Raw genomic sequence first — 16,440 nt, 5'->3', positions numbered from 1 at the left:
CTTATCTCTATCGTACCTAAATTAAAAACTAGCGAAGTCATTTAGACGTCTATATGTCTACAGAATGAATTGAATAGGATATAAAGTCAATCCTATTATCATGAATTTTCTTCATAATAATGCTGAATAACTCTCAAATACAAAAAATGCCACCTCATTACTGAAGTGGCATTAATAGGTTATTGATTTAATAGTGTTATACCCAGCGACTAAATCAAATTAGATAAACGATTTAGATCCGATTGCAATGCGCCTGCGGTGACTTCTCTTCCAGCACCTGGGCCTTTAATCACTAGCGGGTTATCTTTGTACCACTTACTTTCAATCGCAAATACGTTATCGCAAGGTAGTAAGTTAGCTAATGCATGATCGGGAGATAACGCTTCGACGCCAACCGTGGCTTTGCCATCACGAGATAAGCGAGCAATATAACGCAACACTTTACCTTGTTTCTGAGCTTTAGCTAAACGCTCAGATAACAGCTCATTCAACACTTTCCCTTTATCAAAAAAGTCATCAGTTGAAAGATCTTTTAACTCATCAGGAACCAGTGATTCTACTTTAACACTTTCAGGTTCAATTTCTAATCCCGATTCACGCGCCACAATCACTAGCTTACGCATCACATCCGAACCATCGAGGTCTGAACGAGGGTCTGGTTCTGTTAAGCCTTGTTGCCAGGCTAAATCCACTAAATCAGTGAAAGGTACTGAGCCATCAAACTGTTGGAATAACCAAGATAATGTGCCCGAGAAGATGCCCGATACCGCGGTAATTTGATCACCACTATTACGTAAGTCTCGAATCGCATAGTTAACCGGTAAACCTGCACCTACCGTCGCGTTATACAACCAATGGCGACCAGTTTTATCAAAGGCATTGACTACACGTTGGTAGTCTTGCGTTGAAGCAGAACCGGCGACTTTATTGGCACAAATCAGATGCATACCATGCTCGGCAATCGCTTCGTATTGACTTGCCAGTTCAGCACTAGCAGTTACATCCATTACCACTACTTCATGATAATCGGTTTGATGCGCTAAGGTATGCAACCAAGCTTGACCATCATTCGCCACCGACTCATCTTCAAAGCGAGTTAATGCTTGAGTAGGATCGATACCATTTAAATCCAGCCAATAGGTTTGGCTATCGACTACCGCAACTAAATCAAAACTCATGCCGCGACGCTTTTCGAGTTCCGCTTTTTGCTCGGTAAATAATTCCAACCAGCTTGAACCGATATTACCTTTACCACATAAGGCAATCGCCACTCGTTTCTGTGCTTGGAATAGTTGAGAGTGAACACCAACCACCAGCTCAGCAACATTAGTTTTACGTAAAATGGCCACTAGGCTTAAACCAGAATCGGCTTCAGAAATAAACTCTACTGGTGCATTTTTTAGTTGCTGGTAGAAACCATAACAATGATTTGGGTTAATCGTTACCCCAGCGCCAACCGCTGCGACCATCGAATAACCTTCGCGCAATTTGATTTCTGCACCGACTGCGGTGTCTTGTAAATAAGTCATCGCGCTTGCGGCAATTTCAGCGGTATACGCTAAAGACACTAAACCTTGATCTGGCTGAGACTGCATCGCCAATGGCTGCAATTGTGCTCGTGTTAACGAACGCATTAAGTCTGATTCTAAACGGGTAAAATCATGCCCAGCACCAAAGTGAATTTGAATCAGTAGTACTTCATCAAGCGAAGTAATGATTTTCGCCCCACGGCCTGATGCCAATACTCGCTCAATACGGGTAGAGCCAGATTCCGGTTGATAACTACAACGTAGGCTTAAATCCATGGCGCTTTGAGCAACTGGCTGCAAGGTACGGCTGTGTAATACTGGCGCGGCTAAACGGGCCAATTCACTAGCTTCATCTAAACGAAGCAAAGGCAGCAAACAAGCATCTGTGACCTTACGAGGGTCGGCGCTATATACACCCGCCACATCGCTCCAAATCGTGACTCGAGATGCTTCAGCTAATGCGCCAATCACGGTAGCAGAGTAGTCGGAACCATTACGGCCAAGCAGTACGGTTTCACCTACATCATTACGAGCCATGAAACCAGTGATCACCACACGTAGCTTTCCGTGTTGAGCTAATTTTTCTTTTAGAAGAGGCAACGAGCGACCACGATCCACTTCGGGTTGTGCGCCACGCTCAGCTCGTAAGAAATCACGCGAATCAAGCTGCACCGCTTCCATATTAAGATGAGACAGTAACGCGGCTAATAAACGAGATGACCAAACTTCACCGTGGCCGAGAATGCTAGCTCGCATGACTTCCGTCACAGGGCCATTAATCTCACCCAATGCCATAAACTCTTGATTCACAAGATCAAGCAATGGCTGCGCTTTTTCTTCTGGCAGCAGCTCATCGATGAGATTAATTTGGAATTGACGTAATTCCTGCAATATTTCATGCGCAATACGGCCATCTTTTTCTAGCGCAGCAATCCACTCGATTAATCGGTTAGTCGTACTACCGGCAGCCGATACCACAACTAAATCAGCTGGAGATGAATATTCTTTTAAGATGTTGGCGACTCGTTTGTAGCACTCTGGATTGGCCAGACTGCTACCACCAAATTTGTGTAACTGACGAGCAGATGTCATTTACGCTACCTCTTGTGCTTTTTTGAAAGCTTGCTCTAAATCAGCGATTAAATCCTGACTATCTTCTAATCCAACAGAAACACGCAGTAATAACGGTGAAATTCCCGCTTCTGCTTGTGCTTCATCTGACATCGCTCGATGGGTCATCGATGATGGGTGACACATCAAGCTCTCTACTCCGCCTAACGATTCAGCCAGAGAGAATAATTCTAATTGACCAACAAAGGTCTTTAACTGTTCCATGCTGCCATTGATTTCAAAGCTCAGCATAGAGCCAAACCCACTTTGCTGAGCTTTGGCAATATCGTGCCCCGGATGCTCCGGTAGGCTCGGGTGATAAATAGTGCCGACTAATGGTTGCTCTTGTAGGTAGGCCAATAAGTCTTGTGCACTTTCTTCATGTACTCGCATACGCGCTGCTAAGGTTCTTAAACCACGTAATGTCATGTAGCTATCAAACGGTGTGCCGGTTGCGCCAATGCAGTTACCCCACCATGAAAGCGTTTCTACATGCTCAGGGTCTTTCGAAATAATCACGCCACCGATTACATCGGAATGGCCATTGATGTATTTAGTCGTGGAGTGAATAACAAAATCTGCGCCCAAGGTTAATGGTTTTTGGTATACCGGTGTCAGGAAGGTGTTATCAACCGCCACTAATGCGCCTACTTGCTTAGCTTTTGCACAGGCTTTAGCAATATCGACCACACGTACTAATGGATTGGATGGCGTTTCTAATAAAATCAGTTTTGGCTTTTTCGCGATAGCGGCATCAAATTCCGCTTGATTGGATTGGTCAACAAACTGAACTTTAAAATCGCCTTTTTGTGCTCGAGTATTAAATAAGCGGTAAGTGCCGCCATAACAGTCATGCGGAGCAATAATCAGATCATCGGGGCCAATAAAAGCCGATACCCATAAATTCAGTGCAGAAGTACCACAGTTAGTGATCACCGCTCCTGCACCTTCTTCAAGCTCAGATAACGCTTGCTCAAGCAAACCACGGTTAGGATTGCCAGAGCGAGTGTAGTCATACTTAGGCACTTCACCAAAAGCCGGAAAGCCATAGTTGGTCGATAAATAAATCGGTGGAACCACCGCATGATATTGGCTATCTGATTCAATACCGGTACGAACGGCGACAGTTGCTGGCTTTCTTGAACTCATTGGCGTATTCCTTTCCTTTTGCAATCGCAATCAATATAGAACCACTATACTAAAATCTTTCCAAAGCGCTATTTGCACAAACGCAATTTAAAAAACTGACACTATTTACTGCTTAAAGTAGTCAGGATCATATACCTAAGTATGTAAATCCACCTACAATGTCATGGCTGAAAATAAGATATAGCGGTACTTTATCCCTCGCTGGGTAGGACGTCAAGACTTCCAGCCATCTAAATGTCTTTACTTTCGGCAGTAAATGCCCCTAAAATTAGCACTTAGCCACTAAAATTACAGATATTAAACAACGAAGGTGCGTGATGGCAGATTGGAACGGTGAGTACATTAGCCCATATGCAGAGCATGGAAAGAAAAGTGAGCAAGTTAAAAAGATCACGGTTTCTATCCCATTAAAAGTTCTTAAAGTATTAACCGATGAACGCACTCGCCGCCAAGTCAACAACTTGCGCCATGCGACCAACAGTGAACTACTGTGTGAAGCATTCTTACATGCTTATACTGGCCAACCTTTACCAACTGATGAAGATTTACGTAAAGATCGCCCAGATGACATTCCGGCAGAAGTAAAACGCTTAATGACCGAAATGGGTATTGAATTCGAAGCGTTTGATGATTAAGAGCAGTTTCTAGGTACGAGTTCCTAGTCCCTAGGTTAAAGCCTTAAATAAACAGCGAACATAAAAAAGCTCGATCGTATACAGCGATCGAGCTTTTGCTTTTTCTAGAAACTAGGAACTCGCGTCCTAGAAACCTTATTTATTATACTGCTCTGGCAATTCAATACGAGCAACGCCCGACTCCACTGCTGCGCGAGCGACTGCGCCTGCTACTTCAGAAAGCAGACGTGGGTCCATTGGTTTTGGAATGATGTAGTCTGGGCCAAATGATAATGACTCAACGCCAGCGGCTTTTAGAACTTCTGCTGGCACTTCTTGTTTGGCTAATTGACGAATCGCTTCCACTGCCGCTAATTTCATTTCAGTATTAATTTCACTGGCACGAACATCTAATGCGCCGCGGAAAATGAATGGGAAACAAATAACGTTGTTTACTTGGTTCGGATAATCACTACGGCCAGTACCCATAATTAAATCATTACGTACTTTTGCCGCTAGTTCAGGTTTAATTTCTGGATCTGGGTTTGAACAAGCAAATACCACAGGCTTATCAGCCATTAATACTAGTGCTTCTGGTGGTAGAAGATTTGGACCAGAAACCCCTAAGAATAAGTCCGCCCCTGCAATCACATCTTCCAAGGTACGCATGTCTGTGTTGTTGGCAAACAATTGCTTGTATTCATTCAAGTCATCACGACGAGTATGAATCACGCCTTTACGATCTAGCATGTAGATTTTTTCACGTAATGCGCCACATTTGATTAATAGCTCCATACAGGCAACGGCTGCAGCCCCAGCGCCTAGACAAACAATTTTACACTCAGACAGTTTTTTGCCTTGTAGCTCAATGGCATTTAGCATGCCCGCGGCAGTAACAATCGCCGTACCGTGTTGGTCATCGTGGAAAACCGGCACATCACAACGCTCAATTAACTGGCGCTCAATCTCAAAACAATCTGGCGCTTTAATATCTTCTAAGTTAATGCCACCAAAAGTATCCGCGATGTTAGCAACTGTATCGACAAACTCATCGATAGTGCGGTGCTTTACTTGAATATCAATCGAATCTAAGCCAGCAAAGCGCTTAAATAATAATGCTTTACCTTCCATCACAGGTTTTGATGCCAATGGACCTAAGTTACCTAGACCTAAAATAGCCGTACCATTTGAAATAACCGCAACCGTATTGCCTTTGGCAGTATATTTATAAGCATTATCAGGGTTTAAGGCGATTTCACGTACCGGTTCAGCAACGCCCGGGCTATAAGCCAAAGCTAGATCTTCCGCCGTATCGGCTGGTTTAGTTAAAGCAATGGCAATTTTACCTGCAGTAGGTTGAGCGTGGTAATCCAGTGCTTTTTGGCGAAAATCATTTTGTTGCTGATCATCAGACATAGTGAGGGTTTCCTAATTATTCTATTTAGTAGGGGGGAGAGTAATTTTAAAGGATCAAAAGTTAACTTGGTAGTCAATATCGTTAATTTAAGACAATAAAAAAGGGACGCCGAAGCATCCCTTTCAAATTCTGTCTTTCACTAAAATAGTTTAGCGGAAGATTATTTTTTGCTGCTAAGTGCACCAAAACGCTTGTTGAAGCGATCAACACGGCCGCCTGTATCAACGATACGTTGCTTACCAGTGTAGAACGGGTGACATTTGTCACATACGTCTAGGTGGATAGATTCTTTTGCTAGCGTAGAGTTGAACTCAAAAGAGTTACCGCAAGAACAAGTTGCGTTTACAGCTTTGTATTCTGGGTGGATACCAGTTTTCATAGGACAAACCTTTTATTGGTCCGTATCGCTATCCGATTCTTACTTCAAATTTCTCTTGCGAGTATCGAAGCAGTCAGACACCATACGTTGTTACTAAAAAATGATGTAAAAATATACATCGTTAGAGGCGCAGTATAATAGTGAATCCAGCCCCATCGATCAACACATTTGCTCCCTTTTTCTACAATATTTCAGTTTTATATCGATAACGACTGTTTTATCATAGCCTTTCGTTTGTCTTACCCTACTGTCTCAAGGACAATTTTCTTACTTATGCAGCCAAATATTGCTCAAGTTGCCCTACCTGTTCCTTTAGATAAGTGCTTTGACTACCTTATTCCTAATTATTTATTTCCCGTGATTGGTGGCCGCGTTTCTGTGCCTTTCGGCCGCCAAACCTTAATTGGTATTGTGGTGGGAATTGTCGATCATTCTGATTTTCCGGTTGAGCAATTAAAACCGATTAAGGCCTGCTTAGATGCCAAGCCTGTCTGGCCAAAGTCACTCTATCAACTATTGCATTGGTGTAGTCAGTTTTATCAATATCCACTTGGCGACACCCTAGCAATGGCTTTGCCGTCATTACTTAAAAAAGGTAAGCAGGCTGATTTTACTAGCCTCAAAGAGTGGCACATTACCGAAGCAGGCAAAAACCAATTAGCCGCAGGGTTTGGTCGCGCGCATTTGCAAGCCAAAGTGGTACGCATGCTAGATCACGGCCCGCTTCCCCATCAAGCAATGATCGATGAGGAAATTAGCAGTGCCACGCTAAAAACGCTGCAAGATAAAGGCTGGATTGAAGCAAAACACACTCAGCCCGCTCAACCCAAATGGCCGACACAATTAGAAAACGAGCAACACAAGCCGCACTTAAATGAAGAACAAGCCATTGCGGTGGCCAGTATTAATAACCATCCGGGATTTGGCTGTTTTTTAATTGATGGGGTAACCGGCTCAGGTAAAACCGAAGTCTATTTAAGCATTATCAAACCTGTGCTTGAACAAGGTAAACAAGCATTAGTGCTAGTGCCGGAAATAGGCTTAACGCCACAAACCATTAACCGTTTCAAACGCCGCTTTAATGTGCCGGTTGAAGTGATGCACTCGGGCTTAAATGATACTGAACGTTTAAATGCATGGCTTTCCGCGCGCGACAAACAAGCGGGCATTATTATTGGCACACGATCGGCATTATTTACCCCATTTGCCAATCTCGGGATCATTATTGTCGATGAAGAGCATGATGCCTCTTATAAGCAACAAGATACCTTGCGCTACCACGCTCGTGATGTGGCAGTCATGCGCGGCCACAAAGAAAACTTCCCAGTCGTACTTGGCTCAGCCACGCCAGCATTAGAAACCTTACATAATGCCAAAACCGGTAAATACCATTACTTATCGTTAAGCAAGCGCGCTGGTAATGCACAGCCTGCCAAACATCATGTTCTGGATATTAAAGGTTTGTATTTAGAAGGCGGTTTGTCGGCACCATTAATCGCTCAAATGCGACGTCATCTTAATGCCGGCAATCAGGTGATGCTGTTTTTAAACCGCCGTGGGTTCTCCCCAGCATTAATGTGTCATGAATGTGGCTGGTTGGCCGAATGTAAACGTTGCGATGCTTACTACACCTTCCACCAAGGTAGTCAAGAAATTCGCTGTCACCATTGTGGCTCACAACGCCCAGTGATTCAGCAATGCCAAGGTTGTGGATCCACTCAACTGGTTTCGGTTGGCGTAGGCACTGAGCAACTCGAAAAGCAATTAGAATTACTGTTCCCTGAATTTAAAACCATTCGAATTGACCGTGATAGTACTCGTCGCAAAGGTAGTCTAGAAAGCGCGCTAGAATCGATTCGTAATGGTGAATATCAAATCCTCATTGGCACACAAATGCTAGCCAAAGGTCACCATTTTCCCGATGTTACCCTAGTGGGATTATTGGATGTTGATGGCTCGCTTTATAGTAGTGACTTCCGAGCATCAGAGCGCCTTGCCCAATTATTTATTCAGGTGGCAGGCCGTTCAGGGCGCGCCAGTAAACCCGGAGAAGTGTTATTGCAAACTCACCATCCTGAGCATGCGTTATTGCAATCACTGCTGCATAAAGACTACCAACACTTTGCTCAAACCGCGTTGCAAGAACGCAAAATGGCGCAGCTGCCACCGTATAGCTTTTTGACGCTATTTCGCGCAGAAGGCAACAATAATGAAGATGTTGAGGCCTTTTTACGTCAAATACGCCACACTATTGAAGCCAACCCGCTTTATGATGAGCAATGCATGGTACTGGGTCCAATGCCTGCCCCGCTGGCTAAACGTGCTGGTAAGTATCGCTGGCAACTGATGCTACAAGTGACGACGCGTAGTCAAATGCAGCGTCTTATTGGTTCATCTAAACCTGCGATTCAATTATTGCCACTCGCCAAAAAAGTGCGCTGGAATATGGATATCGAGCCACAAGATTTAAGTTAAGTGAGTAAACACAGAAAAGTAAAACCATTCTCTGTGATGCATATCACCAACATAATGTAAGATTTATCATACGCGACCTATTAACCAACTAATTTAGAACATAAAATGTTTGGATAACATTAAGAAGTCGTTATTGCTGAGGAATAAAACCTAACTTAGGATGACTCCTCACATTTTGCTTATATGCTCATTGTTTTTGATATAAGCGTTTTTGGCTTACCCATTTTGGGTATAAAAAAGTGAAAGAGAGGAAAACTTATGGCGACAATGAAGGAGGTTGCCCAACTAGCCGGAGTATCAACAGCAACGGTCTCCCGTGCGCTAATGAACCCTGAGAAAGTCTCCAATGCAACACGCAAACGTGTCGAAGATGCGGTATTAGAATCAGGTTATTCACCCAATTCTTTAGCACGAAACCTACGACGTAATGAATCTAAAACCATTATTGTAATTGTGCCGGATATTTGTGATCCCTACTTCACCGAAATCATTCGTGGCATAGAAGATACCGCAGCGGAACATAATTACTTAGTCCTACTCGGTGACAGTGGCCAGCAACTCAAACGTGAAAGCAGTTTTGTGAATCTGGTATTCACCAAGCAAGCCGATGGTATGTTGCTGCTCGGCACAGATGTTCCTTTTGATGTCAGTAAACCTGAGCAAAAAAATCTCCCTCCTTTAGTGATGGCTTGTGAGTATGCCCCAGAATTAGAGTTACCAACCGTACATATCGACAACTTAACGGCTGCGTTTGATGTAGTGAACTACCTTACTCAAATGGGTCATAAGAAAGTCGCTGAAATGTCTGGCCCTGCTGAAGCTTCACTTTGCCAATTCCGCCATCAAGGTTTTCAACAAGCCCTACGTCGTGCCGGAATCGAGATGAATCCTAACTACCAAGTTCATGGCGACTTCACATTAGAATCAGGTGTCACTGCTGCCAATAAATTACTTTCGCTGCCAGAGCCTCCGACTGCGATTTTTTGTCACAATGACAGCATGGCTATCGGCGCTATTCAACAAGCGAAAAAACAAGGCTTCCGAGTGCCACAAGACCTTTCGATTGTTGGCTTTGACGATATCCAATTCTCTCAATACTGCGATCCGCCGCTCACCACTATTGCTCAACCCCGTTATGAGATCGGCAAACAATCGATGCTAATGTTATTAGAGATATTAAAAGGCAGAGAGGTTCGTGCAGGTTCACGATTACTTGAAGCTAACCTTGTCGTCCGAAATAGTGCCGCGCCACCAAGAAGTTAAAATTAGAGTCGCGTAATTGGAACAGCAGCGAGGTAAATCCACATCACCAACCGCGCTGCTGATTCAGCAACTAAGGCCGTGGCTATCTTCTTACAGGATTAATAATAGTATTGGTTAAAAAACTGCATTAACATGTAGCTCCTTTTTTATTCTATTGAGTTATTGAAAATACCGTGGCTAACCGAGATTACGTAAGAAAGAGTCCAACTCCAAATAAGAAAAACAATAGAAACCAAAGAAGACCGGCTCAAAAAAAGAAGCCGGCACCTCGTGCTATTCCGTGGAAAGCCGCGATTATTGCCGTGCTTCTACTCGCTGGATTGATCTATTTATTGTCAGTGCTAAGTAATGATCCAGAGCCAGCCGCTCCGGCAACCAATAACGTGCCAGTGAATGTAGCACCAAAACCGAAAAACACCGAAGTGATCCCACCGCCACCACAAGAGAAATGGGATTACATGGAAAGCTTACCGAAGCGTGAAATTGAAGTTCAAGCTAAAGAAGTTGAAGTACCTAAGATTCCATACATCATGCAATGTGGCGCTTACAAAACGTCATCTCAAGCCGAGCAGCGCAAAGCTAACATCGCGTTCCAAGGCTTAAGCAGTAAAGTAGTTAAGCTAGAAGGTAGTAGCTGGTACCGCATTATTCTTGGCCCATATACCTTTAAACGTGATGCAGTAAAAGAGCAGCACGTACTACAGCGCGCTAAAATTGAGCCTTGTATTATCATGAAGGATACGTTGCAGTAAAGCCGAGAGCCGAGAGCCGAGAGCCGAGAGCCGAGAGCCGAGAGCCGAGAGCCGAGAGCCGAGAGCCGAGAGCCGAGAATTTTTGAGCGCTGCCTTATTGGCGTCAAGCGTTCTTTTCGGCTCCCGAGCGCAGCGTCCTCGCATCTCGGTTCTGCTTTAGTGAGCAGCAAATACTTTCCTTAAAAGCTTCCTATATTCTTAACGACTCCTCGACATTTTATTCCCCTTTCTCTTGAATTCTTTTTGTCCTAACCTCATATCTGTTAAAACAGCAGAATAACTAAGAGGTTTCTCGTGACTACTATTGTATCTGTACGCCGCAACAATAAAGTCGTCATCGCTGGTGATGGCCAAGTTTCATTAGGCAACACTGTCATGAAAGGCAACGCGAAAAAAGTTCGCCGTTTATACAATGATAAAGTGTTAGCAGGATTTGCTGGCGGTACCGCTGATGCATTCACGCTTTTTGAACGTTTTGAACGTAAGCTAGAAATGCACCAAGGTCACCTAACCAAAGCGGCTGTAGAGCTGGCTAAAGATTGGCGTAGTGATCGTGCGCTACGTAAGCTAGAAGCATTATTGGCGGTCGCTGATGAGACCGCATCTTTGATCATCACAGGTAATGGCGATGTGGTTCAGCCTGAAAATGATTTAATCGCAATTGGTTCTGGCGGAAACTTTGCTCAAGCAGCGGCAACCGCTCTACTTGAAAACACCGACCTTGAAGCGCGCGACATCGCTGAAAAAGCATTAACTATTGCTGGCGATATTTGTGTGTTTACCAACCATCACCACACCATCGAAGAATTATAAATCTCTCTTGGCCTTTGTATTTCGCGCTCGAGCTCAAGGCCATAAAAGATTTACCACCCATGACTGACACTCATGGCTCACTTATAGGGTAAAAGGATAACGTTATGTCTGAGATGACACCTCGTGAAATTGTTCATGAACTCAATCAACACATTATTGGTCAAGATAAAGCGAAACGTGCGGTAGCCATTGCACTGCGTAACCGCTGGCGTCGCATGCAACTGGATGAAAATCTACGCGCTGAAGTGACCCCAAAAAACATTTTAATGATCGGTCCAACCGGTGTAGGTAAAACAGAAATTGCTCGCCGCTTAGCGAAATTAGCTCATGCGCCATTCATTAAAGTAGAAGCCACCAAATTCACCGAAGTGGGTTATGTGGGTAAAGAAGTCGAATCTATCATTCGCGATCTCACGGATGTTTCGATCAAACTGACTCACCAACGTGAAATGGAAAAAGTACAATTCCGCGCCGAAGAACAAGCGGAAGAGCGTATTCTTGATGCCTTACTGCCACCACCTCGCGAAGGTTGGGGACAAGATGAGAAGTCACAAGAAAGTACCTCTAATACTCGCCAAGTATTCCGTAAAAAACTACGTGAAGGCCAATTAGACGATAAAGAAATTGATGTTGATGTGGCAGCGCCACAAATGGGCGTGGAAATCATGGCGCCTCCTGGCATGGAAGAAATGACTAATCAACTTCAAGGCATGTTCCAAAACCTTGCTGGCGATACTAAGAAAAGCCGCAAGATGAAGATTAAAGATGCCTTCAAAGCATTAACGGAAGAAGAAGCGGCCAAGCTGGTTAATCAAGAAGATCTCAAAGAACAAGCGATTTTCAACGTTGAAAACAACGGTATCGTGTTCATTGATGAGATCGATAAGATTTGTAAACGTGCTGATCAAAGTGGCGGCGGTGATGTATCTCGTGAAGGGGTACAGCGTGACCTACTTCCACTCGTCGAAGGCAGCACGGTTTCAACTAAACACGGTATGGTTCGTACTGATCATATTTTGTTTGTGGCATCAGGCGCTTTCCAAGTGGCTCGCCCTTCAGATTTAATCCCTGAATTACAAGGCCGCTTGCCAATTCGTGTTGAATTAGAAGCACTAAGCAGCCATGACTTTAAGCGTATTTTGACTGAACCAAATGCGTCATTAACTGAGCAATACTGCGCATTAATGGCAACGGAAAATGTTGAAATTGAATTTACCGAAGACGGGATTACTCAAATTGCTGAAGCGGCATGGCAAGTCAACGAAACCACTGAAAACATCGGTGCTCGTCGTTTGCATACGGTGATGGAGCGTTTAATGGATGATATTTCATTTGATGCTACCGATAACCCTGGGATGAAGATCTCAATTGATGGTGATTACGTCAAACAACGCTTAGGTGAATTTGTTGCAGATGAAGATTTAAGTCGCTTTATCCTGTAAACTAGTCTTAAATAAAACAAACCAAAAGCTCGCACCATTGCGGGCTTTTGTTATTTGTGACAACTACTTGATATAATTGGAACACTCACCTTAACTGTATAAGACTATGAAATCATCCTTTGCTATTTGGCTTGATGCCGCTAGACCCAAAACCTTACTGCTTGCTATCGCTGCGATTGCAACAGGAAGTAGCCTTGCTTATGCCGACCACCATTTTTCTCTTGCGATTTCTCTTTTGGCATTACTCACGGCAACCCTACTGCAAATTTTATCTAACCTTGCTAATGACTACGGTGATGCAGCCCAAGGCACCGATAATGAAAACCGTATTGGCCCGATTCGCGGTATGCAACAAGGCATGATCACCCAAGCGGGAATGAAAAAAGCCATCGCGCTTAATATTGTTTTTATTATTGTTAGCGGCTTGGCCTTGGTGTTTTATGCCTTACAGAGCCCAACCAGTATTATGGCTTTCATCTTTTTAGGCTTACTGTCGATTATTAGCTCCATCGCCTACACCATGGGCAGCAAGCCTTATGGCTACATCGGTCTTGGTGATATTTCGGTATTTATCTTCTTTGGTTTATTAGCCATTTTAGGTACCTACTTCTTGCATACCGGTACGGTTAAACCAGCCTTGCTACTGCCTGCAATTGGCTCTGGTTTGTTCTCTATGGGTGTATTGAATATCAACAATATGCGTGATGTAGAAAATGACACGGTAAGCAACAAACGCACTCTAGTGGTTCGTATCGGCATTGAAAAAGCCAAATGTTATCACCTAGGCTTATTGGCTTTCGGTTGGCTTACTATGGCAATTTACCTAGTCATGCACACTCAACCGATCTGGCTCAATATTTTTATGCTGTTACCACTATTGCTGATAGTCAAACACGGCAAAACCATCTGGAATATTCAGCAAGCTAAGCAATTTGTGCCTATGTTGCCGGATATGGTGAAATGCGCTTTTATCACCAATATCGTATTTTCAATTGTTATGGTTGTAGGCCAATAACCTCCTGATCTGGACGATTATCCTGATAAGATCAAAGTCTTTTCAGGAAATTGTCCTTTGTCATTGCAAAGCCATAATGTAGCGATATACTCCTAAACATCCCCCGCAAGCAAAGAGAAAACCACTATGGAATATAATACCTCTGCACTGTGTGATATTTACCAAGACCAAGTTGATGTTGTTGAGCCTATGTTCAGTAATTTTGGTGGCTTAACCTCATTCGCAGGCCAACTAACTACAGTGAAATGCTTTGAAGATAACGGCATTATTCGCTCTATTTTACAAGAAGATGGTACTGGTCGAGTGTTATTAATTGATGGGGGCGGTTCATTACGTCGCGCACTGATTGATGCAGAGATTGCAGCGTTAGCAGAAGAAAATGACTGGGAAGGCCTAGTGATTTACGGCTGTGTTCGTGAAATTGATGATTTAGAAGAAATGGAAATTGGCATTCAAGCCATTGCAGCGATTCCAGTGGGAGCGACTCAAAACAACATCGGTGAAGTGGATGTACCGGTAAACTTTGGTGGGGTGACCTTCTTACCAGAAGATTACCTTTATGCCGACAATACTGGTGTGATCATTTCTCAAGAACCGCTAGATGTTGATCTAGAATTAGATGAAGAGCTAGACGACGTTGAGCCTTTAAACGATTAATCTCAACACATCGGGTACTCACAAACAAAAACAGAGCTCAATCGGCTCTGTTTTTTTGTTTCTATACTGCTATCTAAAACGATAATAGTATCAATTATTCAACGTCATCCATTTTACCAAGTAGGTTACGGATGCGTTCTTGCCATGCTTGTTGCTCTTGGCGCATCGCTTGAGTTTGTTGCTCTAACTCTTCACGACCTTCACGTAGTTGACCAGCTTCTGAAGCCAACTGCTCATTCTTTTCTTTAAGCTCTTCAACTTCCATTTGTAATAATGCAATAGTATCTACCGCGGTTTGAATTTTTGATTCTAGCTGTTCTAATACTTCGAAAGACATCTCTGATACCTATTAAATGATCATGGTGAGCAATAAAGCTAACTCAAGGTCACGCCCTATCACGTTTGTTACCCTCATTCTACTCAGCTTCGTTGTAAGCGCCACCGTCTTATTTAACTATTTTTGTTCGGTTGCGCAAAAAAACAGCAAAGCTAACTCAATTATGACATTAGCCCGCATATTCACTCCCTTTACTGGGCTCTATGACTGCCTCTATAACTAGGCTTGATAATGATTCAACCAAAAAAGCAAACGTTACCGTTCTGGCTGTGATAAAATGCGCCGCATAATTTTCTTCCCTTTGTTTTATTTGGAGTCAGTATGAAACGCGATTTAGCATTGGCATTTTCTCGAGTTACAGAAGGTGCTGCGCTTGCCGGATATAAATGGTTAGGCCGAGGCGATAAGAACGCAGCCGATGGCGCTGCAGTAGCCGTAATGCGTACCCTACTGAATGACACAGAAATCAGCGGTGAAATTGTTATCGGTGAAGGTGAAATTGATGAAGCGCCTATGCTTTATATCGGTGAGCAAGTTGGCCTAGGTGGCGATGCGGTAGATATCGCCGTTGACCCAATTGAAGGCACTCGCATGACCGCAATGGGCCAGTCGAATGCGTTAGCGGTACTGGCAGCCGGCGAAAAAGGTAGCTTCCTAAAAGCACCCGACATGTACATGGAAAAACTTGTAGTTGGCCCTGGTGCAAAAGGTTGTCTGGATCTTTCTAAATCGGTAGAAGATAACATTCTAAATGTGGCAAAAGCACTTAATAAGCCACTTAATGAATTAACGGTTATCACTTTAGCCAAACCTCGCCATGACGAGATTATCGCTAAAATTCAACAAATGGGTGCACGCGTATTTGCCGTGCCGGATGGTGATGTTGCCGCGTCTATTTTAACGTGTATGCCAGATAGCGAAGTCGACATGATGTACTGCATCGGTGGCGCGCCAGAAGGTGTGGTATCGGCTGCTGTTATTCGTGCACTCGATGGTGACATGCAAGGTCGTCTATTACCTCGTCATGAAGTAAAAGGCGATACGCCAGAAAACCGTACTCACGGTGAATTAGAATTACAACGCTGCGCTGAAATGGGCGTACAAGCCAACGTTATCTTAAAAATGGATGATATGGCGCGTAGCGATAACGTGGTCTTTGCGGCAACCGGCATTACCAAAGGTGACCTACTTGAAGGCATCACTCGTAGCGGTAACATCGCGACCACAGAAACCTTAGTGATTCGTGGTAAGAGCCGAACTATTCGTCGCATCAAGTCGATTCACTACCTTGAGCGTAAAGATGACGAAGTAAGACAGCACATCTTATAATTCAAATCTAACTGTTCATGTAGCTTATAAACGCAGCTTTCGGGTTGCGTTTTTTATTGCCTTCACAAATGACTTCCTGAATATGTTAAGCATTTGCTTTATTTAATTTTTGCGCCATCATATAGCCAAGTGACTTCAAGAACGCGGCGCAATACACAG

Annotated in this window: 14 protein-coding genes; 9 read left to right on the top strand and 5 right to left on the bottom strand. The window is 43.8% G+C overall.

Features of this window, described 5'->3' with window-relative positions:
• Window positions 1-209: 209 nt before the first annotated feature.
• Complete coding sequence (locus L3V25_RS05240) at window positions 210-2,621, bottom strand: bifunctional aspartate kinase/homoserine dehydrogenase II (RefSeq protein ID WP_237294444.1); 2,412 nt, start codon at window positions 2,619-2,621, stop codon at window positions 210-212.
• Complete coding sequence (locus L3V25_RS05235; RefSeq protein WP_237294443.1) at window positions 2,622-3,788, bottom strand: O-succinylhomoserine (thiol)-lyase; 1,167 nt, start codon at window positions 3,786-3,788, stop codon at window positions 2,622-2,624. It lies immediately after the preceding gene.
• A gap of 317 nt (window positions 3,789-4,105) precedes the next feature.
• Between L3V25_RS05235 and metJ the strand changes: the two genes are divergently transcribed.
• Window positions 4,106-4,423, top strand: a complete 318-nt coding sequence (gene metJ, locus L3V25_RS05230; RefSeq protein WP_237294442.1) for a met regulon transcriptional regulator MetJ — start codon at window positions 4,106-4,108, stop codon at window positions 4,421-4,423.
• A 135-nt stretch (window positions 4,424-4,558) separates the two neighbouring features.
• On the opposite strand, the gene L3V25_RS05225 is transcribed toward metJ, so the two are convergent.
• On the bottom strand, window positions 4,559-5,818 hold the full coding sequence (locus L3V25_RS05225) for a malic enzyme-like NAD(P)-binding protein (protein WP_237294441.1): 1,260 nt from the start codon (window positions 5,816-5,818) through the stop codon (window positions 4,559-4,561).
• A gap of 161 nt (window positions 5,819-5,979) precedes the next feature.
• Window positions 5,980-6,198 (bottom strand): 50S ribosomal protein L31, encoded by a 219-nt coding sequence (rpmE, locus tag L3V25_RS05220; RefSeq protein ID WP_237294440.1) that lies wholly within the window; start codon window positions 6,196-6,198, stop codon window positions 5,980-5,982.
• Between the two features lie 273 nt (window positions 6,199-6,471).
• Here rpmE and priA point away from each other — a divergent pair, with 273 nt between their 5' ends.
• The 7 genes from priA (at window position 6,472) to rraA (ending at window position 14,615) form a co-directional block, all read left to right on the top strand.
• Window positions 6,472-8,673 carry a primosomal protein N' gene (gene priA / locus L3V25_RS05215; RefSeq protein WP_237294439.1) on the top strand — a complete coding sequence of 734 codons (2,202 nt, stop codon included), beginning with the start codon at window positions 6,472-6,474 and terminating at the stop codon, window positions 8,671-8,673.
• A gap of 258 nt (window positions 8,674-8,931) precedes the next feature.
• Window positions 8,932-9,936, top strand: coding sequence for a DNA-binding transcriptional regulator CytR (cytR, locus tag L3V25_RS05210; protein ID WP_089124981.1), 1,005 nt, complete (start codon window positions 8,932-8,934; stop codon window positions 9,934-9,936).
• A gap of 173 nt (window positions 9,937-10,109) precedes the next feature.
• A complete protein-coding gene (locus L3V25_RS05205; protein WP_237294438.1) occupies window positions 10,110-10,688 on the top strand; it encodes an SPOR domain-containing protein in 579 nt (192 codons plus the stop codon).
• Window positions 10,689-10,982: 294 nt separating this feature from the next.
• Window positions 10,983-11,501 carry an ATP-dependent protease subunit HslV gene (gene hslV, locus L3V25_RS05200; protein WP_237294437.1) on the top strand — a complete coding sequence of 173 codons (519 nt, stop codon included), beginning with the start codon at window positions 10,983-10,985 and terminating at the stop codon, window positions 11,499-11,501.
• Between the two features lie 104 nt (window positions 11,502-11,605).
• Window positions 11,606-12,943 (top strand): HslU--HslV peptidase ATPase subunit, encoded by a 1,338-nt coding sequence (gene hslU, locus L3V25_RS05195; RefSeq protein ID WP_237294436.1) that lies wholly within the window; start codon window positions 11,606-11,608, stop codon window positions 12,941-12,943.
• A gap of 106 nt (window positions 12,944-13,049) precedes the next feature.
• Window positions 13,050-13,958, top strand: a complete 909-nt coding sequence (locus L3V25_RS05190; protein ID WP_237294435.1) for a 1,4-dihydroxy-2-naphthoate polyprenyltransferase — start codon at window positions 13,050-13,052, stop codon at window positions 13,956-13,958.
• 126 nt (window positions 13,959-14,084) lie between these two features.
• A complete protein-coding gene (rraA, locus tag L3V25_RS05185) occupies window positions 14,085-14,615 on the top strand; it encodes a ribonuclease E activity regulator RraA (RefSeq protein ID WP_237294434.1) in 531 nt (176 codons plus the stop codon).
• A gap of 94 nt (window positions 14,616-14,709) precedes the next feature.
• Here the strand turns inward: rraA and zapB are convergent, their stop codons facing one another.
• The gene (gene zapB, locus L3V25_RS05180; protein ID WP_237294433.1) at window positions 14,710-14,952 is read right to left on the bottom strand and encodes a cell division protein ZapB; all 243 of its coding nucleotides are present in this window, start codon (window positions 14,950-14,952) and stop codon (window positions 14,710-14,712) included.
• 321 nt (window positions 14,953-15,273) lie between these two features.
• Here zapB and glpX point away from each other — a divergent pair, with 321 nt between their 5' ends.
• On the top strand, window positions 15,274-16,281 hold the full coding sequence (gene glpX, locus L3V25_RS05175; protein WP_237294432.1) for a class II fructose-bisphosphatase: 1,008 nt from the start codon (window positions 15,274-15,276) through the stop codon (window positions 16,279-16,281).
• The last annotated feature ends 159 nt before the right edge of the window (window positions 16,282-16,440 follow it).

The organism is Vibrio sp. CK2-1 (assembly GCF_021726515.1).
Lineage (GTDB): Bacteria > Pseudomonadota > Gammaproteobacteria > Enterobacterales > Vibrionaceae > Vibrio.
The sequence above is the reverse complement of the archived record's forward strand: the minus strand, read 5'-3'. Positions and strand labels throughout refer to the sequence as shown.